The 21,832-nt window shown below is 41.0% G+C and carries 21 protein-coding genes and 1 tRNA gene; 13 read left to right on the top strand and 9 right to left on the bottom strand.

Annotated features, from left to right (window positions below; all coding sequences use genetic code 11):
* Nucleotides 1-130 precede the first annotated feature (130 nt).
* From nrdA to yfaE, 3 genes are all read left to right on the top strand, one after another.
* The gene (gene nrdA, locus NWQ57_RS11165; RefSeq protein ID WP_306022224.1) at nucleotides 131-2,446 is read left to right on the top strand and encodes a class 1a ribonucleoside-diphosphate reductase subunit alpha; all 2,316 of its coding nucleotides are present in this window, start codon (nucleotides 131-133) and stop codon (nucleotides 2,444-2,446) included.
* 77 nt (nucleotides 2,447-2,523) lie between these two features.
* Nucleotides 2,524-3,654 (top strand): class Ia ribonucleoside-diphosphate reductase subunit beta, encoded by a 1,131-nt coding sequence (nrdB, locus tag NWQ57_RS11160; RefSeq protein ID WP_306022223.1) that lies wholly within the window; start codon nucleotides 2,524-2,526, stop codon nucleotides 3,652-3,654.
* Nucleotides 3,655-3,660: 6 nt separating this feature from the next.
* On the top strand, nucleotides 3,661-3,930 hold the full coding sequence (yfaE, locus tag NWQ57_RS11155; protein ID WP_306022222.1) for a class I ribonucleotide reductase maintenance protein YfaE: 270 nt from the start codon (nucleotides 3,661-3,663) through the stop codon (nucleotides 3,928-3,930).
* Between the two features lie 121 nt (nucleotides 3,931-4,051).
* Here yfaE and NWQ57_RS11150 read toward each other — a convergent pair whose 3' ends face one another.
* Both NWQ57_RS11150 and NWQ57_RS11145 read right to left on the bottom strand, forming a co-directional pair.
* Complete coding sequence (locus NWQ57_RS11150) at nucleotides 4,052-5,290, bottom strand: cystathionine gamma-synthase family protein (RefSeq protein ID WP_306022221.1); 1,239 nt, start codon at nucleotides 5,288-5,290, stop codon at nucleotides 4,052-4,054.
* A complete protein-coding gene (locus NWQ57_RS11145; RefSeq protein ID WP_306022220.1) occupies nucleotides 5,287-5,919 on the bottom strand; it encodes a lysophospholipid acyltransferase family protein in 633 nt (210 codons plus the stop codon). Before NWQ57_RS11145 ends, NWQ57_RS11150 begins: the two co-directional genes overlap by 4 nt.
* A gap of 133 nt (nucleotides 5,920-6,052) precedes the next feature.
* Between NWQ57_RS11145 and NWQ57_RS11140 the strand changes: the two genes are divergently transcribed.
* The 4 genes from NWQ57_RS11140 to NWQ57_RS11125 all read left to right on the top strand — a co-directional run bounded on the left by NWQ57_RS11140 (nucleotide 6,053) and on the right by NWQ57_RS11125 (nucleotide 10,318).
* On the top strand, nucleotides 6,053-7,309 hold the full coding sequence (locus NWQ57_RS11140; protein ID WP_306022219.1) for a serine protease: 1,257 nt from the start codon (nucleotides 6,053-6,055) through the stop codon (nucleotides 7,307-7,309).
* Complete coding sequence (locus NWQ57_RS11135; protein WP_306022218.1) at nucleotides 7,300-8,256, top strand: FHA domain-containing protein; 957 nt, start codon at nucleotides 7,300-7,302, stop codon at nucleotides 8,254-8,256. Before NWQ57_RS11140 ends, NWQ57_RS11135 begins: the two co-directional genes overlap by 10 nt.
* A gap of 13 nt (nucleotides 8,257-8,269) precedes the next feature.
* On the top strand, nucleotides 8,270-9,043 hold the full coding sequence (locus NWQ57_RS11130) for an NRDE family protein (protein ID WP_306022217.1): 774 nt from the start codon (nucleotides 8,270-8,272) through the stop codon (nucleotides 9,041-9,043).
* Between the two features lie 84 nt (nucleotides 9,044-9,127).
* Nucleotides 9,128-10,318, top strand: a complete 1,191-nt coding sequence (locus NWQ57_RS11125; protein WP_306022216.1) for an amino acid aminotransferase — start codon at nucleotides 9,128-9,130, stop codon at nucleotides 10,316-10,318.
* A 62-nt stretch (nucleotides 10,319-10,380) separates the two neighbouring features.
* On the opposite strand, the gene ihfA is transcribed toward NWQ57_RS11125, so the two are convergent.
* The 7 genes from ihfA to thrS form a co-directional block, all read right to left on the bottom strand.
* The gene (ihfA, locus tag NWQ57_RS11120; RefSeq protein WP_306022215.1) at nucleotides 10,381-10,677 is read right to left on the bottom strand and encodes an integration host factor subunit alpha; all 297 of its coding nucleotides are present in this window, start codon (nucleotides 10,675-10,677) and stop codon (nucleotides 10,381-10,383) included.
* 4 nt (nucleotides 10,678-10,681) lie between these two features.
* Nucleotides 10,682-13,066 carry a phenylalanine--tRNA ligase subunit beta gene (gene pheT / locus NWQ57_RS11115; RefSeq protein WP_306022214.1) on the bottom strand — a complete coding sequence of 795 codons (2,385 nt, stop codon included), beginning with the start codon at nucleotides 13,064-13,066 and terminating at the stop codon, nucleotides 10,682-10,684.
* Between the two features lie 14 nt (nucleotides 13,067-13,080).
* Complete coding sequence (pheS, locus tag NWQ57_RS11110; protein ID WP_306022213.1) at nucleotides 13,081-14,061, bottom strand: phenylalanine--tRNA ligase subunit alpha; 981 nt, start codon at nucleotides 14,059-14,061, stop codon at nucleotides 13,081-13,083.
* A gap of 221 nt (nucleotides 14,062-14,282) precedes the next feature.
* Entirely contained in the window at nucleotides 14,283-14,639 is a 357-nt protein-coding gene (rplT, locus tag NWQ57_RS11105) for a 50S ribosomal protein L20 (protein WP_068375759.1), read from the bottom strand.
* 14 nt (nucleotides 14,640-14,653) lie between these two features.
* A complete protein-coding gene (gene rpmI / locus NWQ57_RS11100) occupies nucleotides 14,654-14,851 on the bottom strand; it encodes a 50S ribosomal protein L35 (protein WP_068375755.1) in 198 nt (65 codons plus the stop codon).
* 114 nt (nucleotides 14,852-14,965) lie between these two features.
* A complete protein-coding gene (gene infC / locus NWQ57_RS11095) occupies nucleotides 14,966-15,493 on the bottom strand; it encodes a translation initiation factor IF-3 (RefSeq protein ID WP_306022247.1) in 528 nt (175 codons plus the stop codon).
* Nucleotides 15,494-15,528: 35 nt separating this feature from the next.
* Entirely contained in the window at nucleotides 15,529-17,445 is a 1,917-nt protein-coding gene (gene thrS, locus NWQ57_RS11090) for a threonine--tRNA ligase (protein WP_306022212.1), read from the bottom strand.
* Nucleotides 17,446-17,616: 171 nt separating this feature from the next.
* Here thrS and NWQ57_RS11085 point away from each other — a divergent pair, with 171 nt between their 5' ends.
* The 6 genes from NWQ57_RS11085 to NWQ57_RS11060 all read left to right on the top strand — a co-directional run bounded on the left by NWQ57_RS11085 (nucleotide 17,617) and on the right by NWQ57_RS11060 (nucleotide 21,529).
* The gene (locus tag NWQ57_RS11085) at nucleotides 17,617-18,273 is read left to right on the top strand and encodes an START domain-containing protein (RefSeq protein ID WP_306022211.1); all 657 of its coding nucleotides are present in this window, start codon (nucleotides 17,617-17,619) and stop codon (nucleotides 18,271-18,273) included.
* A gap of 91 nt (nucleotides 18,274-18,364) precedes the next feature.
* Nucleotides 18,365-19,225, top strand: a complete 861-nt coding sequence (locus tag NWQ57_RS11080) for a fructosamine kinase family protein (protein ID WP_306022210.1) — start codon at nucleotides 18,365-18,367, stop codon at nucleotides 19,223-19,225.
* A gap of 67 nt (nucleotides 19,226-19,292) precedes the next feature.
* Nucleotides 19,293-20,036: a pteridine reductase gene (locus NWQ57_RS11075; RefSeq protein ID WP_306022209.1), complete on the top strand. Its 744-nt coding sequence runs from the start codon at nucleotides 19,293-19,295 to the stop codon at nucleotides 20,034-20,036.
* Nucleotides 20,037-20,051: 15 nt separating this feature from the next.
* Nucleotides 20,052-20,252 (top strand): CPXCG motif-containing cysteine-rich protein, encoded by a 201-nt coding sequence (locus tag NWQ57_RS11070; protein ID WP_372340914.1) that lies wholly within the window; start codon nucleotides 20,052-20,054, stop codon nucleotides 20,250-20,252.
* A complete protein-coding gene (locus NWQ57_RS11065; RefSeq protein WP_306022208.1) occupies nucleotides 20,233-21,276 on the top strand; it encodes a DUF3080 family protein in 1,044 nt (347 codons plus the stop codon). Before NWQ57_RS11070 ends, NWQ57_RS11065 begins: the two co-directional genes overlap by 20 nt.
* 176 nt (nucleotides 21,277-21,452) lie before the next feature.
* A tRNA-Val gene (locus NWQ57_RS11060) sits at nucleotides 21,453-21,529 on the top strand.
* Nucleotides 21,530-21,832 lie beyond the last annotated feature (303 nt).

Genomic DNA, 21,832 nt, shown 5'->3' with positions numbered 1-21,832 from the left:
GAACAAAAAACGGCCAATATTGGCATAGTCGTTAATAAAACGGATCGAACAACAACACTAAAAATCACGGGCTTGGATGCACAAAATCCTCTCCATTTTCACGCTAAACTAAAACAAAAACGGCAAAAACATGACTAATGATCTCTACGTCACTAAACGAAACGGCGAACGTGAACTTATCGATTTAGACAAAATCCACCAAGTACTTGAGTGGGCTGCAAAAGGTTTGAACAATGTTTCGGTTTCACAAGTCGAAATAAAAGCACATATTCAGTTTTATGACGGCATTAAAACCGCAGATATTCATGAAACGTTGATTCGTTCAGCCGCTGATTTAATTTCGACAGAAACACCAGATTATCAATACATGGCCGCACGTTTGGCAATTTTCCATCTACGTAAAAAAGCCTACGGAAAATTTGAACCCCCCACCTTATTTGAGCAAGTTAAAAGCATGGTCGAAAAAGGTAAATATGATGAACATTTACTCAAAGACTACAGTGAAGCTGAATTTGCCGAAATGGATAAACATATCGATCATTGGCGTGATATGGATTTTAGCTACGCGGCCGTGAAGCAGCTAGAAGGCAAATATTTAGTACAAAACCGTGTGACGGGTGAGATCTATGAGAGCGCACAGTTCCTTTATATTTTAGTGGCAGCCTGTTTATTTGCTAACTATGAAAAAGAAACGCGGATGGACTACATCAAGCGTTTTTATGATGCCACCTCTAAATTTAAAATTTCCTTACCTACTCCGATTATGTCTGGGGTAAGAACACCCACTCGTCAATTTAGCTCATGTGTTTTAATTGAAGCTGGAGACAGCTTAGATTCCATTAATGCAACGGCGAGTGCCATCGTTAAATATGTAAGCCAACGTGCCGGAATTGGTGTAAATGCTGGTCGTATTAGAGCCCTAGGTAGCTCTATCCGTGGAGGCGAAGCATACCATACAGGTTGTATTCCTTTTTATAAGTACTTTCAAACAGCCGTTAAGAGTTGCTCACAAGGTGGCGTAAGAGGCGGTGCTGCTACATTGTTTTACCCTTTGTGGCACTTAGAAGTTGAGTCGCTTTTGGTGCTTAAAAATAATCGCGGCGTAGAAGAAAATCGAGTTCGTCATCTCGATTATGGTGTTCAGTTTAACAAACTGATGTACACACGCTTAATTAAAGATCAGTACATTACCTTGTTCAGCCCGTCTGATGTGCCTGGACTGTACGACGCATTTTTTGCTGATCAAGATGAATTTGAAAAACTGTATGTAAAATACGAACAAGACCCAAGCATCCGCAAAAAACAAATCAAAGCGATTGAGCTTTTTAGTTTGTTTATGCAAGAACGTGCGAGTACGGGTCGTATTTACTTACAAAACGTTGACCACTGTAATACCCACAGTCCGTTTAACCCTAAATTAGCGCCTGTGCGTCAAAGCAACTTGTGTTTAGAAATTGCTCTGCCCACTAAACCTTTACAGCACGTTAATGATGAAAACGGTGAAATTGCGCTTTGTACCTTATCTGCCTTTAATTTAGGAGCAATTGAGAGCCTTGACGAATTCGCCGAAATGGCAGATTTATCGGTAAGAGCTTTAGATAGCTTACTGGACTACCAAGACTATCCGGTACCTGCCGCATTTAACGCCACTATGGGTCGCCGAACTCTCGGAATAGGTGTGATTAACTTTGCTTATTATCTTGCTAAAAATGGCGTGAAATACTCTGACGGTAGTGCAAATGGCTTAGTTCACAGAACATTTGAAGCCATGCAATACCATTTAATGCGGGCATCGTGTAATTTGGCGAAGGAAAAAGGGGCATGTCCTAAGTTTGACGAAACCACTTATTACCAAGGTTTAATGCCAATCGATACCTACAAAAAAGAGTTAGATAAAATTTGTAGTGAGCCTTTACATTGTGACTGGGAAGGCCTTCGCGCAGATATAAAACAATATGGTTTACGTAACAGTACCTTGTCGGCATTAATGCCGTCTGAAACCTCATCACAAATATCTAATGCAACAAATGGTATTGAACCACCACGTGGCCATATCAGTGTTAAATCAAGTAAAGACGGCGTATTAAAACAAGTTGTACCTGAATACGAGCGCCTAAAAGACCAATATGAATTGTTATGGGATCTGCCCTCTAACGAAGGATATTTGCAGCTAACCGGTATTATGCAGAAATTTGTTGACCAGACTATTTCCGCTAACACCAGTTATGATCCTAACAAGTATGAAGGCGGTAAAGTACCTATGAAGTTATTACTTCAAGACCTACTTACTACCTATAAATTGGGCATTAAGACCTTGTATTATCACAACACCCGTGACGGTGCGACTGATGCATCACAGCAAGCCTTACCAGCCAATAGATCAGTAGCTCAAGAAGTGGTTGTTGAAGAAGATGATGACTGCGCAGGTGGCGCTTGTAAAATTTAACAACTAACAGCACCACTCTGAAGTGACCTCTTCAGAGTGGACTTGGTTTTAATCTGAGATGGCCGAATCAATCTACTATGAAATATACAACCTTTAATCAAATTAATAACAATCCTCTGACTGAGCCAATGTTTTTTGGTAATCCTGTCAATGTGGCACGTTACGACCAACAAAAACACCAAATTTTTGAAAAATTGATTGAGAAACAGATTAGTTTCTTTTGGCGTCCTGAAGAAGTTGACGTCAGTAAAGACCGAGTTGACTTTCAAAAGTTAAGTGAATCTGAAAAACACATTTTTATTTCAAACTTAAAATATCAAACCCTGCTTGATTCTATTCAAGGCCGAAGCCCTAATATTGCTTTTTTACCGATTATTTCGATTCCTGAGTTAGAAACGTGGGTAGAAACATGGTCATTTTTTGAAACCATACATTCACGCTCATACACGCATATTTTAAGAAATTTGTTTGGCGATCCTAGCAGTATTTTCAACGATATCGTTGAAAATCAAGAGATAAAAAAACGTGCCTCAGATATCTCAAAATATTATGACGACCTTATATTTGCGACCCAATTATGGCAAACCTTGGGCGAAGGCTCACACACTATAAATGGTGTGACTCACATTATTTCAATGCGTGAACTGAAGAAAAAATTGTATTTGTGTATGAACTCAGTCAACGCTTTAGAAGCTATCCGTTTTTACGTATCATTCGCTTGTACTTTTGCCTTCGCAGAGCGTGAGTTGATGGAAGGTAATTCTAAAATTATTCGTCTCATCGCTCGTGATGAAAATCTACATCTGACTTCAACCCAACATATCATTAATTTGTGGGCTAAAGGCAAAGACGATCCAGAAATGGCCGAAATTGCTGAAGAGTGTAAGGAAGAAGCCACCCAAATCTTTTTGAATGCTGTGCAACAAGAAAAAGAATGGGCTGCTTATTTGTTCCAACAAGGCTCAATGATTGGTTTGAATAAAGAAATTTTGTGCCAGTATGTTGAATTTATTGCCAATCATCGCATGTCAGCCATTGGTTTGGGCCAACCTTTTGATATAAAGAGCAACCCTTTACCATGGATGAACAATTATTTGAATTCAGACAACGTGCAAGTCGCTCCACAAGAATCTGAAATTAGCTCTTACTTAGTGGGTCAAATCGACTCTGAAGTTAATGCTGACGACTTTGGTGATTTTGATCTTTAATTAATTATGAGTAACAACAAGGACAGTTTGCAGGTCAATATTAAGCAACATAAAACTGTTCTGCATCAGCCCCAGCGTACCTTATTAGAAAGTATTGAAGTGCACCAAATTGATGTGCACTTTCATTGTCGAGAGGGTTACTGCGGGGCTTGTCGTACAAAATTATTAAGCGGAAAAGTTGAGTATCCTAACTTTCCACTCGCCTACATTGACGACGATGAAATTCTACCTTGCTGCTGCTATCCAACGACAGATATTGAAATAGAACTCGCCTAGGGCCTGATGATCTTTACCCTTCATTTCACAGCGGTTTATATGCCATTTAGGTAAGGTGGACGTTTGCAGGTCTGATGAGACCACATCAAAAACGTCCAACGCAACACAAATGGCCTTTTTTTTAAAAATGACTAAAGGCCTGGTCAAAGTCACTGACCAAATCCTCAAAGTCTTCAATACCAATAGACATGCGGATCATGTTGTCGTTAACCCCCATTTGCTTTCTCTGCTCTGCACTGCTCTCAAAATAAATGGTAGATGCAACCGGTAAAGCTAAGGTGCGGGTATCGCCTAAGTGAGTTGCGCAGATAACTAATTTTAATTGATCTAAAAACGCAATCGGATCGATTCCATCGGCTAAATCTAAACTCAGAATACCACCAAAGCCTTTAAACAGCTCTTTAGCACGAGCGTGCTGGGGATGGTCAGCTAACCCAGGATAATACACCTTGGCTATTTTAGGATGTGACTGTAAATACCTTGCTAAACGCAAAGCGTTATCACAAATCCTTTGTGTTCTGAGTACTAACGTTTCTAAACCTACCGAAATAGCATGAGCAGAGTCAGGGGCAAGCGTCCCGCCCATATCTCGTAAGCCTCTTTTGCGAATTTGGGTTAATCCCCATTGCGCCACAGCGGCTCCTCGATAAATGTCGAGTATATTGTCGAATTTTGACCAATCAAACGTCCCACAATCTACGACTGCACCACCTAAAACATTGCCATGTCCAGCGATATACTTAGTCAAAGAACTGATAGTCAGCGAAGCCAATACTGATTTTGCATCAAATAAATTGGGTGGTGTCATCGTGGTATCAATAATAAACAACAGTTGATTCGCTGTGCACCACCGTCCAATAGCAGTCAAATCTGCAACCTGCGTAACAGGGTTAGCGATAGTTTCTAGAAACACCGCTTTAGTATTGACTTGTAGGGCCTTTTCAACTTTTGTTAAATCAGTCACATCTACAAAACTAAGTGATATCCCTAAGCTTTCCATGGTTTCGGTTAAACTGCGGGTATTGCCAAATAAAAACCGACTTAGAATGAGATGATCGCCAGCTTTGAAAAGACTCAGCATAGTCGCGGTAATAGCGGCCATGCCGGTTGCAAACGTAACCGCCCCTGCACCACCTTCTAAATTATTGAGAATATTTTGTAGTGCCACTGTTGAAGACGATGATGAACGAGAATAAACATGTCCAGTTTGTTTTCCTTGAAATACATCAACCAACTCTTGAGCACGTTTAAATTCAAATAGTACTGAATTATTTGTCGCTTGATGAACAGCGCCACTTTCAGGTTGATTTATTAAACGGTCTGCGTGGATCAGGCGAGTGGTGAAGCCTTTGTTATTCAATCTTTATCTCCAATTTGAGGTACAACGATGGTGGCCACTTTGTCAGGAAACTTGGCCTCAACATCATTAAAATATGTATAAATGCGATTTAGCTCATATTGAATATCATCACCGATAATCAGCGAAGGACCAAATTCAATCTGTTTTTTCTTATAATCAAATGCCACTAAAAAAACAGGCACTTGAGCTTTATAGGCAATGTGTAAAAATCCTGTTTTCCAACGCTCGACACGACTTCGAGTGCCCTCTGGCGCTAAACACAAAACCATTTTATCAGCCTTGCGCATTGCATCAGCCATTTGTTCGACTACGCCATGGGATTTTGAACGCTCTACGGGCACCCCGCCCCAACGCCGCATAAAATAACCAAAGGGGGGAACAAATAAATTGTGTTTTCCAAAAAAAGTGATTTTCAAGCGCAATGAAAACGCCACGGCTATACCAATAACAAAATCCCAGTTTGATGTATGAGGTGCAACGGCAATGATCATTTTAGGATGTCGAGGAAATTCCCCTGAAAAACTCCACCCCATTACGTTTAGGACTCGTTGGCCCAACCAACAACTAAATTTATTGCCTATCCTAGGAATTTCTTCTGCTAGGACAGGGATATTTAATGGTTTGCCCATTTAATTCTTTGCTTGTGCAATTTAAACTAGGACAATGTTCGCTTAACTAATACATTTTGTCGAGCCGCAGCCCCGTCTTATTGCTAAGCAAGTCGTAGGTAATTGACGTTATTTAATTTACAGGAAGATGATATTGAGACGTTTTTTAATTTTATTGTTTATTTTTAGTGCATTTGCCCACAGTCAACAAACCGCCCAAAATCTATTTAGTCAATATCAGTCGGCTCTCTATCAAATTCGAATAATAGAATTAGAGTCGGGTAACAAATCATCGATTGGCTCTGGTTTTCAAATTGATGCTCAAGGCAACATGGTCACTAATTACCATGTGGTATCTGAGTACGTTTATAACCCTGATAAATATCGGATTGAATATCTAACCATAAACGGTAACAGCGGCCCTCTCGAACTGATTAATTTTGATGTTGTTAACGATTTGGCCCTTGTTAGAAAAACCGAACTTGGAGAAACAGAAGATATTTTTCCATTGGCGACTACGCTGCCCGATCAAGGTACCACCATATATTCACTGGGTAATCCGCATGATTTAGGTATGATTGTGGTGCCTGGCACCTTTAATGGCATTAAGAAAAATAGCTTTTATCAACGCATCCATTTTACCGGCGCCATCAACCCAGGCATGAGCGGGGGGCCAGTAGTGAACGAAAATGGCCAGGTGATGGGCGTAAATGTAGCAACGGCCGGGAACCAAATAGGTTTTTTGATCCCTCTGAGCAAAATTGAACATCTTGCCGCCAAACACGCTGATGCACCTCTACCTATTGATGGATTTAAAACTGCAATAGCGCAACAACTTTTGGCTAACCAAACCGAGTTGTTTAGTAAATTACAAAATGCAGCATGGCAAATGGCCCCGTTAGGCCGAGCCAGTATTCCAGCTAAAGTAGGAGAATTTTTATCGTGCTGGGGTGATTCTAATACCAACGACGAAGACGCTTTGTTTTTATCCGTTGAAAACCGCTGCCGTTTAGATGAGCAAATATTTTTACATAGCGGTTTACGCAGTGGTGGGATTGAGTTGGAATTTGAGTGGCTAAACGGCCAAAAGCTCGGTGAAAACCGTTTTTACTCCTTGTATAACAGCAGTGTTATCGGCGCGGGCGCAGGTAATGCAGCGACCAAAACCGATGTAACAAACTACCAGTGTAAAAATAATAAAGTGACCAACAAACATAATGTCACGAGTAAAACAGTATTATGTATCAGAGCGTACAAAGAATTTGATGGGCTTTATGATGTCTTGTTTGTTGGAGCAACCTTAGATCATAAAGAACAGGGACTGATTAGTCATTTTACCTTAGCTGGTGTTGCCAAAGACTCTGCGTTACGTTTCATCAAACAATTTATGGATGCTGTCGAATGGCAATAGTATTAGAGCTTTTATCACGCAAAAACATTCCCCTTAAGCATTACAAATTTGAGCAAGACTATGTGTGCGTAGGTCGGGATTTTAACAATGACCTAAGACTTGATGATCCTTATGTTTGTCCCAGTCACATGCTGGTTGCTGTTGATCCAGAATCAGGCTTGTTAATGGTTAATGATTGCCAATCTACCAATGGCATTAAAATCAATAATAAGTTTGTGAATCAATCAACACTTAAACCTAACGATATAATTAAGATTGGCCGCACACGCCTCAGAATCATTGATACTAAGGCGCAATTACCCAAGGCAATGCCACTGAGTGAGTTGGAAGAAAACTTAAGTTGGTTGAACAAAGCCACTCTAGCGATGAGTTTAAGTATCGCGTGTTTAGGCTATTTATTATTCTCTAAATACATCAACACCGTGGCCGAGTTTAAATTACTTGCCGCCTTACCCAGTGAGTTAGGCCAACTGGCTGTCATTAGCTTATGGCCTTTGACCTTTGCAGTATTGGCTAAAGTAGTGAAAAAAGAGAGTCACTTAATAAACCAAATAAATTTGACTTTGATTGTCACCCTAGTGTTTTTTGTGCTGAATTTGTTGCAGTCATTTTTCATGTTTAACGTCAATCCGGGAAGTTGGTTTGCGTGGGTAGAATTGCTCATCGTGGCCTTAATTATGATGGCTTTTATTTGGCTTAGCTTGTTTGTGGCCTTCCATCAACCCACAGCTAAGCGCAATGCCATTACTTTGTTTATGTCCACTTTAATACTTGCTCCCTTAGTCCTTTTTGGCTTTTTCAATGAAGAAGACTTCAGTAGCCGCCCTGATTACGATTTAACGCTGCTGCCACCCGCATACAATATTACGGGCTCTGTTGAAACAAGCGCTTTCATAGAAAGCAGCGAATCGTTATTTAGCCGTGTAGACAAACAAAAAGAGTTATAGCCAGCGATCATTTATGTGTATCGTTTTTGTGGCGATTGAACAGCATCCACGTTATCCGCTCATTATTGCGGCTAATAGGGATGAGTTTTTTAATCGCCCCACTCTCCCATCCCATGTTTGGGGACCGTCTCGTAATATAGTGTCAGGCATTGATCAAGAAGCTGGCGGTACATGGATGGGCGTAAATAAAGCGGGTTATTTGGCTGCCTTAACCAATATTAGAGCACCACAGACACTCAAGCCACATGTCAAAAGTCGTGGCGAATTGGTAAGTCACTATCTTCAACAGCCTACTACTAATTATCAGCAAGCCTTGGAACAATCACGGCAAGACTTCAACGGCTACAACTTACTCTTCGGACACTGGAAGAATCTTTACGTTTATAATAACCATCTCAATCATCTTACTCACTTAAAAAAGGGTTTTTACGGTTTATCAAACGCCAGTTTAAACAGCCCTTGGCCTAAAATAGTAAAGGGGCTCGCTCGCTTAAAAACCTACTGTGAGAATACATCCCAAGATCCAGAGCATATTATTGATAAGCAACTATTTGAACTTTTACGAGACCCCAACAAAGCCAATGAAAATGAGTTACCTAGGACAGGTATCCCGATGGAATGGGAGCGCAAACTCTCATCGATATTTATTCAGGCCGATCATTACGGGACTCGCGCCTCGACAGTATTAAAAATTGATACAAATCAGAAAGTAAGCTGGTGCGAGCATACCTACAACAGCGGCGCTGTGTGTATTTCTGAACAAAACTACCAATTTGATATAAATTAGTTACTATTTCTCTCGAAATTTTTAATGTCGATGGCATAATGACCGCCCTAACCTGCCTATCATCTTGAGTTTTTGAGGAACCCTATGTTTGAAGTACTACCACAACTTCCCGCCGATCCTATATTGGGCCTATCAGCTGCATTCAAGGCTGATCCCAACCCCCTAAAGATTGATTTAGGTGTAGGTGTTTATAAAGATGAAAATGGCCAAACCCCGATTGTCACTGCCATCGCTAAAGCACAAAAGATTTTGCTCGAGACCGAAACATCTAAAACTTATATACCTGCACAGGGCGTACAAGGTTACATTGACGGCTTAACTGAATTGTTACTTGGTAAAGCAAATCCAGCCGTACTAGAAAACCGCGTCGCTGCGGTACAAGCTCCTGGCGGTTGTGGAGCGCTGCGTATTTTATCTGAGTTAATCAAGCGCTGTAATGCAGAGACGACAGTGTGGGTGAGCGATCCAACATGGGCTAATCATATTCCATTGATCGGTAATGCGGGTTTAAAAATTGAAACCTACCCTTATTTCGATAAAGACCAAGCCAGCATACGTTTTGATGCCATGGTTGAATCTCTTGAAAATGTAAAATCAGGTGATGTCGTACTTTTACACGGGTGCTGCCACAACCCAACGGGAGCTGATTTAACCAAAGAGCAATGGCAGGTGGTTCTAAAATTAGCCCAGAAAACCGGGTTTATCCCTTTTATCGACGTGGCCTATTTAGGGTTTGGTGATAGCTTAGAAGATGATGCTTACGGTACTCGCTTGTTAGTAAACAACCTTCCTGAAGTTATTATTGCCGCTTCATGTTCTAAAAACTTTGGTTTGTACCGCGAGCGAGTGGGTTTAGCGTTGATGGTCACGCAAAATAGTACGACACGAAACGCGATTCAAACACAGATCCAATCAATTGCACGAGCAATATACTCCATGCCCCCTTCGTACGGTGGTGCTTTAGTTGATATCGTATTAAACAATGCTGAGTTGCGTGCCGAGTGGATCAGCGAAGTGGATATGATGCGTAACCGTATGCAGGATTTGAGAGCACTTTTAGTCAGCAAGTTGAAAGAATATGGTGCTAAACGTGATTTTGATTTTGTTAATCGTCAAAAAGGCATGTTCTCTTATTTATGTATTACCCCAGAGCAAGTAAGAGCGATGCGTGATAAGCACAGCGTTTATTTTGTTGAGTCTAGTCGAGTCAATATCGCCGGCATCAGCTTAAAAAATGTAGACAGCTTGGCCAAATCACTGGTTTCAGTGTTATAAAATTAACATTTGAGCATTAAAAAACCGGCCATGATGAGCCGGTTTTTTATTACAAGATTTTATTATTCAACTGGTTTAGTATTTTCCACACGACTTTTGAGCTTTTGCCCTGGTCTAAATGTCACTACCCTACGTGCTTTAATCGGAATGTCTTCCCCTGTTTTTGGGTTACGTCCAGGTCTTTCATTTTTCTGGCGCAAATCAAAATTACCAAAGCCTGATAATTTAACTTGCTCTCCAGATTCTAAAGCTTCACGCACCTCTTCGAAAAAAGTTTCTACAAGATCTTTTGCATCTCGTTTATTAATACCCAACTTTTCAAATAAGTGTTCAGCCATTTCGGCTTTGGTTAACGCCATATCGTCAATCCCTCAAAGATGCCCCAAATTTCTCTGACAATTCCGTCAGAATACCATCAACAAATGTTTGAATTTCTTGTTCTTCAAGTGTTCTGGTTTTATCTTGTAATATTAAAGATATTGCTAAGCTCTTAAAGCCCGGAGCAATTCCCTTACCTCTGTACACATCGAACAAGTTTAGGCCAACTAATTGATTTGCGCCAAATTTTTCAATACAAGTCAATATTTCGCCAATAACTTTATCATCGTCTACTACGATTGCAATGTCACGTCGATTTGCTGGAAATTTTGAAATTTCTTTCGCTTGAGGTAGCTTTTTTAACCCTAGCTGAGCAATTTCTAATTCAAAAACAAAAGTTCGGCCATTAATACCCAATTTTTTCTCAAATTGAGGATGAATAGCGCCCATGTACCCAAGGCATAAGTCGCCACTAAATATGGCAGCAGATTGACCTGGATGCAAAGCGCTGTGTTTACATGCTTCAAATCTGAAATCCTTGCGACCGGTAACAGCGAGTAAACGTTCAACATCTGCTTTGAGGTCGAAAAAATCCACCGGCCGAGTCGTTTTATCCCAGTGTTCGTCGCTAACTAGCCCACTTACCACACCACCAATTACAGCTTGTTGCACGACACCGGTTTTTTCAGACGAGTCAGGGATAAAACGCAAGCCCGCTTCGAACAGTCTAACTCTGCCTTGTTGGCGTTTTTGATTGTAAGACACAGCTTGCAACAAACCCGTCCATAGACTTACGCGCATGCAAGACATTTCTACTGAAATGGGGTGAGGCAAAGTTAGGCCTGACAATTCAGGAAACAATAAACCTTGAATTTTGGGATCAACAAACGAATAGGTAATCGCTTCTTGATAGTCGTTATCCACTAAACTTTGTTTTAACTGATTTATTTGAATCGCTTGTTCCTGATGTTTAGACATCTGTAAACTGGCAACTGGTGCAATGTTAGGTATTTGGTTGTAGCCATATACCCGAGCAATTTCTTCAATCAAATCTTCTTCTATACTTATATCGAAACGATAAGCAGGAACGATTGCAGTCCATGTTGCATCTTTAAATGTAACCGCAAAACCAAGTCGGCTTAAAATCTCAGTCACCTTTGTTTGAGCAATTTCCAGGCCTAATACTTTTGTTAAACGTGATTGGCGTAAACTGACCTGCTTTTCTTGCGGGACGTTCTCTTCACTCACAGCTTCAACAATAGGTCCTGCCTGACCGCCCACTATACTAAGTAACAAAGTGGTCGCTCTTTCCATTGCAGTGCGCTGCAATTGTGGATCAATCCCACGCTCGTAACGATGAGAGGCATCGGTATGCAATCCATACAGTCTTGCCTTGCCACGGATTAAGTCAGGTGCAAAAAAAGCACTTTCTAAAAAGATGTTTCGAGTCGCTTCGGTGACCCCGGAGTTCAGCCCGCCAAAAATGCCCGCCATAGCTAAAGCTTGTTTTTCATCTGCAATAACAAGGGTTTCAGGTTTTAATGTCACTTCACTTTCGTCTAACAAGGTAAGCTTCTCATCTTGCTCAGCGTACCTGACAACCACATCACCTTGCAGCTTATCATTGTCAAAAGCGTGCATAGGATGACCTAACTCTAATAAGACAAAATTAGTCACGTCAACTACCGGGTCGATACTTCTTACGCCTGAACGACGTAATTTTTCAACCATCCATAAGGGAGTAATTGCATCTACGTTAATATTCTTAATGACGCGCCCTAGATAACGTGGACAGGCTTCTGGCGCATCTAGGATAATATTACGAGTCTCTTCAATAGTGACGGTAGCAGCGTCTACTGAAGGTGAACATACCTCTGAGCTATTAAGTACACCAACTTCACGAGCTAAGCCCTTAATTCCAAGACAATCAGCTCGGTTGGGTGTTAAATCCACTTCAATGGAAATATCGTCTAATTGCAAATAATCGCGAATATCAACGCCAATTGGTGCATCGAGGGGCAATTCAATAATGCCATTGTGATCATCTGAAATACCTAATTCAGAAAAACTGCACAACATTCCCATTGAAGGCTGACCGCGTAATTTGGCTTTTTTGATTTTAAAATCACCCGGTAAAATTGCCCCTACTCTGGCAACAGCTACTTTTAGGCCTTGACGGCAATTAGGCGCACCACAAACAATATCAATCAGTTCGTTTTCACCAACGTTGATTTTAGTCACACGCAGTTTATCTGCATCAGGATGTTGGCCACACTCAACAACCTCACCAACCACCACACCACTAAATTCACCAGCGACAGCATCCATACCATCGACTTCTAAACCGGCCATACTGAGTTGGTCTGACAACTGCTCACTGCTAATATTTGGGTTGACCCATTCCCTTAACCACTTTTCACTAAATTTCATATGCTCAACTCGACTTAATTAAATTGCTTAAGGAAACGTAAATCATTTTCAAAAAATGCACGTAGATCATTGACCTCATAACGCAACATAGTTAGGCGCTCTACACCCATACCAAAAGCAAAACCTGTATAGATTTCAGGATCAATGTTCACTGCTCTAAGCACATTGGGATGCACCATACCGCAGCCCAATACTTCTAACCATTTGCCATTTTTACCCATCACGTCAACTTCTGCTGACGGCTCGGTAAAAGGGAAATAAGAAGGACGAAAACGAACCTGTAAATCAGCTTCAAAAAAGTTATTCAGAAAATCATGCAAGATGCCCTTTAGTTCGGCAAAACTGACATTTTTATCAACCATCAACCCTTCTACTTGATGAAACATCGGTGTGTGTGTTTGATCGTAGTCGTTTCGGTATACACGGCCTGGCGAAATAATGCGTAAAGGCGGCTTTTCGGTTTCCATTGTTCTTATCTGTACGCCAGAGGTTTGAGTTCTTAACATCACATCTGGGTTAAAATAAAAAGTATCGTGGTCAGCGCGGGCTGGATGATTAGCCGGAATATTTAAAGCATCGAAGTTATGAAACCCATCTTCAATTTCAGGGCCGGTTTTAACTTGAAAACCCAATTCATTAAAGAAACTCTCAATGCGATTAATGGTGCGGGTAACCGGATGTAGTCCACCCATGCCTAAACCACGACCGGGTAAACTCACATCAATTTTCTCACTGGCTAATTTCGTTTCTAGCTCAGCGCTGCGAAGTAAATCCCCTCGAGCTTGAATTAATTGCTGAATAAGCTGTTTCGCGTCATTTATGCGCTGGCCAGCCGCAGGACGTTCTTCCGAAGTTAATTTCCCAAGGCTTTTAAGCTGCTCAGTTAACAGCCCCTTTTTACCCATAAAATCAACACGTACTAAATCCAAAGACACCGCATCTTGTGCCTCATTAATCTGTGCTTCGGCTTGTGCAATTATGGCATTGAGATCCATAGTTTCCCCAATTTGAATTAGATAATACGTATCTGGTCTAGATACTTAAAAATGACCGGCAATTCTACACGATCACGATGTGAGCTCGCCACCGCTAAAAATAAAAAGTCTTGATAAATTAACGCTCTAACAGCAATTTGTACTTTTTCCAGTTCCAAAACGAAAAACGGCGAGCATCATGCTCGCCGTTTTCCGAAAGAACTTAAACTTAATGTTTAATATTAAGCTAATGCACCTTTAGCAGCATTTACTAATGCGCTAAATGCATTTTTGTCATGAACCGCGATATCGGCCAAAATCTTACGATCGATTTCAACAGAGGCTTTTTTCAAACCATTGATGAATCGGCTATAAGACAAACCGTTTTGACGAGCGGCAGCGTTAATACGTGCAATCCACAATTGACGGAATTGACGTTTTTTCTGACGACGGTCGCGATATGCATATTGACCTGCTTTAGTTACTGCTTGGACAGCAACACGATAAACTCGACTACGAGCTCCGTAATAACCTTTGGCTTGCTTCAGTACCTTTTTGTGACGGGCACGTGCTACAACACCACGTTTTACTCTTGCCATTGTTCAGTCTCCTCTTAAACGTACGGTAACATGCGTTGGATAAGTGCTGTATCCGACGTATGAACTAATTTTTTGCCACGTAAGTGACGTTTACGTTTAGAGCTCTTTTTTGTCAAAATGTGACGCAAATGAGACTGCTTGCTTTTGAAACGGCCTGAAGCGGTTTTTCTAAAACGCTTGGCTGCTCCACGGTTTGATTTCATTTTAGGCATTGCTAAAACTCCGCATTGTTAATGACTTAAAGTTTTGCAGAAACGATAAGTCTTGTGATTACAATGTAGTAAGGTGAGTCAGGGGGCAGAATCCTGATTACTTGTAGACCTTAACTACTTCTTAATTGGGGCGAGCACCATGATCATCTGACGACCCTCTACCCTGTTTGGGAAAGATTCGCAGTTTGCAATATCAGCTAAGTCGGTTTTAACTCGAGTTAATTGATTAATGCCGATCTCTTGGTGAGCCATTTCACGTCCGCGAAAACGAATCGTTACTTTAGCCTTATCACCCCCTTCTAGAAAGCGACGCAGGTTGCGCAGTTTTACCTGGTAATCGCCTTCATCAGTGCCAGGGCGAAATTTAATCTCCTTGACCTGAATTTGCTTCTGTTTTTTCTTTTGCTCTTTAAGAGACTTGCTTTTTTCGAAGATGAATTTCCCGTAATCCATTACTTTACATACGGGCGGCTCTGCATTAGGGCTAATCTCAACCAAGTCTAAACTTGATTGCTCAGCAGTTTCAATCGCTTCACGAATCGACACTACGCCAATTTGCTCACCATCTTTACCAACCAAACGGACTTCTTTTGCCGTTATTTCATCGTTAATCCGAGCTTTATTCGGATCTTTAGCCTTAATGTTAGCGCCTTTAATATGTCATTCCTCCACGAAATTTATCGGATTTGTTTGTTTGCGACCTCAGCACCTGCGTGCTGTATAAATGCCTCTATAGACATCTTTCCAAGGTCATCACCCTTGCGTGAACGCACTGCAATTTCGCCGGTTTCCATTTCTTTATCACCAACTACTAACAAATACGGGACACGCTTGAGCGTATGCTCGCGGATTTTAAAGCCAATCTTCTCATTTCTCAAGTCAGACTTTGCTCTAAATCCACTTTCTTTCAGTTTTTTTACCACATTTTGACAATATTCAGCTTGATTGTCGGTAATATTCATTACGACTGCTTGAGTAGGAGCCAACCATAAAGGAAACAGACCCGCATACTCTTCAGTTAAAATCCCAATGAAACGTTCAATCGAGCCCAGTATTGCTCTGTGGATCATTACTGGAACTTTTCTTTCACCATTTTCAGCCACATAAGTTGACCCTAAACGACCTGGCATGGAAAAATCGAGCTGTACTGTACCACATTGCCAAGCGCGATCTAAACAATCATGCAAAGTAAATTCTATTTTAGGTCCATAAAAAGCACCTTCGCCCGGTAAATAGCTAAATTCAATGTTTTTGCTCTTCAATGCGTCAGCTAAAGCGAGCTCTGCCTTGTCCCACATTTCTTCGCTACCGACACGCTTTTCTGGACGAGTAGACAATTTCACTACGATTTCTTCAAAACCAAAGGTCTTGTACGTATCGTAGATCATATCAATACAACCGCCGACTTCTGCCAACACTTGTTCTTCGGTACAGAATATATGTGCGTCATCTTGGGTAAAACCACGGACTCGCATTAAACCATGCAAGGCCCCAGAGGGTTCGTTACGGTGACAACAGCCAAACTCAGCCATACGCAACGGTAAATCACGATAAGACTTCAAACCTTGGTTAAAGATTTGCACATGACCTGGGCAGTTCATGGGTTTAATAGCGTATTCACGTTTTTCTGATGTGGTGGTAAACATCGCATCAGCATATTTTTCCCAGTGACCTGAGCGTTCCCACAACGACCGATCCATCATTAACGGACCTTTAACTTCGTCGTAATCGTAGTTACCTAGTTTCTCCCGCACGAATTTTTCGAGCTGAGTGTAAATAGTCCAACCATCGTTATGCCAAAACACCATACCGGGTGCTTCTTCTTGCCAATGGAATAAGTCTAAAGCCTTACCAATTTTTCTGTGGTCACGCTTTTCAGCTTCTTCTAAACGTTGTAAATATGCCGCTAGTTGTTTTTTATCTGCCCACGCTGTGCCATAAATTCGTTGCAACATTTTATTGTCGCTATTTCCACGCCAATAAGCACCGGCTACTTTCATCAATTTAAAGTGTTGGCAGAAACGCATATTAGGCACGTGAGGACCACGACACATATCAGTGTATTCTTCATGATGATACAAAGCGGGTGAGCTGTCTTTTGGTATATTTTCATCCAAGATTTGCATCTTATACATCTCACCGCGCTGCTCGAAGGTATCGCGTGCTTCCTGCCAACTCACGGCATTTTTAACAACGTCGTAATTTGTCTTTGCCAATTCAAGCATGCGTTTTTCGATCTTGATTAAATCCGCTTCATTTAACGGTGTTTCTAAGTCAACATCATAATAAAAGCCGTTATCGATAACTGGACCTATTGCCATTTTAACATCTGGATAAAGTTGCTTGATTGCATGGCCAATTAAGTGAGCACAAGAATGTCGAATGATTTCGATCCCTTCTTGGTCTTTAGCGGTAATGATTTGCAAGGTCGCATCTTGCTCTATCAAGTCACAGGCATCGACTAAATTACCATTTACTTTGCCAGCAACGGTGGCTTTAGCTAGACCTGGACCAATATCAAGGGCAACATCTAAAGTAGATACAGACTTATCGAATTGACGTTTACTACCGTCGGGAAGTGTAATTATGGGCATATAAATTCCTTACGCAGTGGTGACACCTACCAAGCGCCACGTGCAAATGGGAAAGCATCGAGAGCTCAACTCTTATTGCTATTCATAAAAAAACACCCTTTTAGGGTGTTAAGATAACACGCTCTGTTACCATCAGAGCAAAATGTGATTATACAAATAAGAGAGTACCCGATGCAACGCACAATCACGTTTAGCAGTAAGATAGCGATTTTGCTGTTGTATTTTAGTCTCGTTATGAGCGCCCATAGTCAAGAGTGGCAAATAGAAAAATCTTCTGGACAAACCCAGATTTCAAGTCGTCAATTGGTCGAAAACAGCGAGAAGCAAGCCGAAAAAGAAGTGAAAGCAACAACGGTAGTCAAAGCGTCAAGCGCTTCTTTACTGGCATTGTTAGATGACACAGCCAACGCCCCTGAATGGATAGACAACTGCTTAGAGGTAAAAGTACTAGCGGGAGCTACTTCAAATACTAAAATAGTAAGAAGTACTTTTGCTGCGCCGTGGCCACTACAAAACCGGGATATGGTTATTCAATCAGTGACCAAGGTTAATGCGGACTCTATTTTCATAGAAGTAACAGATGCAGGTCAGCAGTACCCTGAACAAAATAACACTGTGCGTATGACTCATATTCGCGGCTTGTGGACTGTGACGCAATTATCCCAAGAGCTAGTCAGAATATCGTATCAAGGTTCAGGTAATGCTTCTGGCAAAGTGCCAACCTGGCTTGCCAATAAAGTATTAGTTGATTCAACGTTTTCGACATTTTTGCGATTAAACAAGATCATTACCGAGCAGAGCTATCAGAGAGGCCTAATTACTCCTTAATCTAATGAACTACCTTGAAATAGCGTAATCGAACATACAAAAATTAAAGCTCGACCATAATTAGGCAAAACGCTTATTGCTGGAGCAAATTATGTGGCATTTTATTAGCGAAGAAATATCTAAAAGTATCAACAAAGATTTTATTTGTGACGACATCAGAGAAATCAGCTCTGGTCATTCACACAAGGCATTCAAAATCACAGATGGTAGATCTCGATACTTTGTGAAAACGAATCAAAAATCCTATTTGCCCCATTTTGAATCTGAAATAGATGGTTTAACGCATCTTTCCAAAGCCCAGCTATTTAGGCTACCCAAAATAATTTGCTCAGGTGTTGTTGCTGATAAAGCCTTTCTGGTCTTAGAGTTTTTGACCCTAAGCGAAGGTACTACAGAAGACTGGTTCCAATTCGGTCAACTACTCGCACAACAACACCAAACGCAAACGCAAAATATGTACGGTTGGCAAGAAGATAATTATATCGGTTTAAGCCCGCAGCCCAATAAGTGGAATAAAAAGTGGTGTCAGTTTTTTGCTGAGCAACGCATCGGTTTTATGCTGCAGTTATTGGCAGAAAAAGGCAAAAACTTGGCTAATATCGATAAGATAGTCGCCGCAGTTTTCAAATTACTTGCCGGACATGTGCCTGTTGCCAGTATGTTACACGGTGATTTTTGGTCAGGTAACAGTGGATTTCATAAAGGTCTTCCCACCCTTTTTGATCCCGCTTTGTACTACGGTGATCGTGAAACCGATATTGCCATGAGTGAACTATTTGCGCGCTTACCCACCGCTTTTTATGAGGGTTACCAAGCAACATGGCCTTTGGATCCGGGTTACGAATATCGTAAACCTGTGTATCAGCTATACCACGTGCTCAACCATGCGCTAATTTTTGGTGAGCACTATATTCAGTCAGCCCAAGCTATCTTAAAAAATATGGAGCAATAAAATGACTTTATTCTTAAAAGGATGTCACGTTATCCTAGCGTTATATTAACCAAATATAGCCAAATTAATGAGTCCTAAAGTGATGTTAGTTACCGGTGGTGCAAAACGAATCGGCGCCACTACCGTCCAATATTTCCACCAATTAGGTTGGAATATCGTCTTACATTTCAATCATTCTAAAGAACAAGCCCTCGCCCTAAGTGAAGAGTTAAACGCAGGGAGAGCCAATTCAGTCAAAGTCGTACAAGGCTCGTTATCCACTATTGTTGACACCGAAGCGGTGGCTGCTCAGGCAATAAATGCCTACGGTAAATTAGATGCGCTAGTTAATAATGCTTCAGCCTTTTATCCCACCCCCATCGGTTCAATCACTGAAAATGATTGGCTAAATCTAGTGGGCAGTAATATGCAAGCCCCTTTGTTTTTAGCGCAATACTGCACACCCAGTTTACAGCAAAATAATGGGGCAATAATAAACATGGTCGATATCCATGCAAGTCATCCACTAAGAAGCCATACTCTTTATTGCATGGCGAAATCGGCTTTAATCACTATGACCCAATCCTTAGCGCAAGAGCTGGCCCCAAAGGTAAGAGTCAATGGTATTGCCCCTGGCGCAATTTTGTGGCCAGAATCCTCCTTACTGGATGAGGAAAAAGAAAAAATACTCAAACAGATCCCCCTACAAAAATTAGGGTCAATGATCGACATTGCTAAAGGGATCGAGTATTTGGTCAATGCAAGTTATGTCACCGGCCAAATCTTAACCATAGACGGAGGTCGAAGCATCGCTTCTAATGAAAAAGCATAAGCAGAGGTAAATAACATGAATATGAAACACACCATTATTAGTTGCCCTCACTGTGGCCACCCAGTGCATCTAGATCTTGATTTTTGTGAAGGAGACCAAGACTATTTTGAAGATTGCGCAAATTGCTTTAGTCCAATTCACCTCAATATGCATATAAATGACTTGTCTAAGAAATTAGAACTAGCCGTGAGTGCAGATGACGAGCAATTATATTAAAGCGACACACCAATCACACATTAAATACATTCTTTTATGGTTATCAGCCAGTATATTGGTAGCCTGCAATTCACAGCATCAATTAGCTAATAATATACAAAGCTATCAGCAGAGAATGGCCTCAGTACTTGAACAAACTGAAGCCAACTTCAATGACGTCCTTTTACCGCCATATCCTGCCTTAACAGAGCTGCGTCAACAGACCCAAAACACCTCTATAAAACTCACTGAGTTTTACGAATTAAAACATTGTCAGCTTTCCAGTGTCATAGCGGTGCGCAACACCACTCTGGGTAAAGTACAACTGCCTTCTACACGATTTATCTACGAGAAAACAGTTACTAAAGCTCTGGAAGCCTGCATTTTAGAAACACGAGATACAGAGTTAAAAGCAAAACTGAACATCTGGTTAAACCGCAAACAACAAAGTGTCAGACATGCTTGGACTGACATGCTGCAGACCAGCTCAGAAATAAAACAAGGAATGAGTGCCAATAATGGTTTTATTGAGGGAGATGAAAATGATGGTTTAAGTGACACCATCGCGGCTTTGACTTTTTTTGAACAAAGTATTGAAAGCACTGATCTCAGCTCAGCTGAATTAGAAAGCCATCTTAAAAAGTTCGCTCAACTTTCATTGTTGGCTAAATTGTGGCGCAGTCAAACCTTACTTGCCAACAATATTGAAAATACCACCAAGTGGCTCGAACAACAGGCAGTTGGAGAGATGTGCACCACGGAATCGTCACACAATAAACAAAAAATCTCCTACTTAAATAACGTGTTTCAGTTATTCTTTATAGAAAAAATTCAAGTAGTAGCAAGTCAGGTCAACTATTACCACTATCAGCTTAATCCTGTCCTTGACCGACTGATACAAAATCCACACCTATCCAAGTCATTCACTCACTATATTGCACTACAACACCATCAACACTTCGGCCACTATCAAATAGCAATGAAAAAACATATTGAATATTGGCAAACACTGTACCGTTCGTGTCATCTCAAACCAGGAAAATGAGTTAACGCAGACTTAAATCGCGTTCGTCATCCATTATTAACACGCGAAAATTAGTAAATCGTTTAATTGTCCAGCAACTAATCTAGTTTAGTGTAAAAAGAACTTGCAGAGACTAAAGTGCATCGTTATTATACGCGCCGCTTAGAGGGGAACAGACCGACAAGCAAATGCAAAATACAACCGTAGCTCAGTTGGTTAGAGCACTACCTTGACATGGTAGGGGTCGGTGGTTCGAGTCCACTCGGTTGTACCAATTCTAAAGGCTTTTAGCCGAAGTACACACTAACGATACCTTTAAAAACCTCTCATATGTCGCACAATTACATACACTGTTTGTCTTCGTATATTGATGTATTTAGATGTGAAAGCATCGATTCAGATTAAGCTAACACTTCATTTTCAGGCTCGATCAAGTCAACTAGCGTTTCGCTAATAGGAATAAAAGCTTTCACAATATGTTCCGCCTCATCATATTTTTCAAAAGCACCCAAAAGTGATGTTTCAAATTTTCTTTCCTAATTCTTCACATTCAAACCAAACATCTTCCAACAATAGG

The sequence above is a fragment of the Paraglaciecola sp. genome (genome assembly GCF_030730205.1).
Classification (GTDB): domain Bacteria; phylum Pseudomonadota; class Gammaproteobacteria; order Enterobacterales; family Alteromonadaceae; genus Paraglaciecola.
The sequence above is the reverse complement of the archived record's forward strand: the minus strand, read 5'-3'. Positions and strand labels throughout refer to the sequence as shown.

What these genes read in the sequence shown, in the direction of transcription:
- NWQ57_RS11065 (WP_306022208.1), top strand. Translation starts at nt 20,233, where the DNA reads ATGACGAGCAATTATATTAAAGCGACACACCAATCACACATTAAATAC.
- rpmI (WP_068375755.1), bottom strand. Translation starts at nt 14,851, where the DNA reads ATGCCTAAAATGAAATCAAACCGTGGAGCAGCCAAGCGTTTTAGAAAA.
- nrdB (WP_306022223.1), top strand. Translation starts at nt 2,524, where the DNA reads ATGAAATATACAACCTTTAATCAAATTAATAACAATCCTCTGACTGAG.
- yfaE (WP_306022222.1), top strand. Translation starts at nt 3,661, where the DNA reads ATGAGTAACAACAAGGACAGTTTGCAGGTCAATATTAAGCAACATAAA.
- NWQ57_RS11130 (WP_306022217.1), top strand. Translation starts at nt 8,270, where the DNA reads ATGTGTATCGTTTTTGTGGCGATTGAACAGCATCCACGTTATCCGCTC.
- NWQ57_RS11080 (WP_306022210.1), top strand. Translation starts at nt 18,365, where the DNA reads ATGTGGCATTTTATTAGCGAAGAAATATCTAAAAGTATCAACAAAGAT.
- NWQ57_RS11075 (WP_306022209.1), top strand. Translation starts at nt 19,293, where the DNA reads ATGAGTCCTAAAGTGATGTTAGTTACCGGTGGTGCAAAACGAATCGGC.
- rplT (WP_068375759.1), bottom strand. Translation starts at nt 14,639, where the DNA reads ATGGCAAGAGTAAAACGTGGTGTTGTAGCACGTGCCCGTCACAAAAAG.
- ihfA (WP_306022215.1), bottom strand. Translation starts at nt 10,677, where the DNA reads ATGGCGTTAACCAAAGCCGAAATGGCTGAACACTTATTTGAAAAGTTG.
- NWQ57_RS11125 (WP_306022216.1), top strand. Translation starts at nt 9,128, where the DNA reads ATGTTTGAAGTACTACCACAACTTCCCGCCGATCCTATATTGGGCCTA.
- NWQ57_RS11135 (WP_306022218.1), top strand. Translation starts at nt 7,300, where the DNA reads ATGGCAATAGTATTAGAGCTTTTATCACGCAAAAACATTCCCCTTAAG.
- thrS (WP_306022212.1), bottom strand. Translation starts at nt 17,445, where the DNA reads ATGCCCATAATTACACTTCCCGACGGTAGTAAACGTCAATTCGATAAG.
- NWQ57_RS11070 (WP_372340914.1), top strand. Translation starts at nt 20,052, where the DNA reads ATGAATATGAAACACACCATTATTAGTTGCCCTCACTGTGGCCACCCA.
- NWQ57_RS11145 (WP_306022220.1), bottom strand. Translation starts at nt 5,919, where the DNA reads ATGGGCAAACCATTAAATATCCCTGTCCTAGCAGAAGAAATTCCTAGG.
- NWQ57_RS11085 (WP_306022211.1), top strand. Translation starts at nt 17,617, where the DNA reads ATGCAACGCACAATCACGTTTAGCAGTAAGATAGCGATTTTGCTGTTG.
- pheT (WP_306022214.1), bottom strand. Translation starts at nt 13,066, where the DNA reads ATGAAATTTAGTGAAAAGTGGTTAAGGGAATGGGTCAACCCAAATATT.
- nrdA (WP_306022224.1), top strand. Translation starts at nt 131, where the DNA reads ATGACTAATGATCTCTACGTCACTAAACGAAACGGCGAACGTGAACTT.
- pheS (WP_306022213.1), bottom strand. Translation starts at nt 14,061, where the DNA reads ATGGATCTCAATGCCATAATTGCACAAGCCGAAGCACAGATTAATGAG.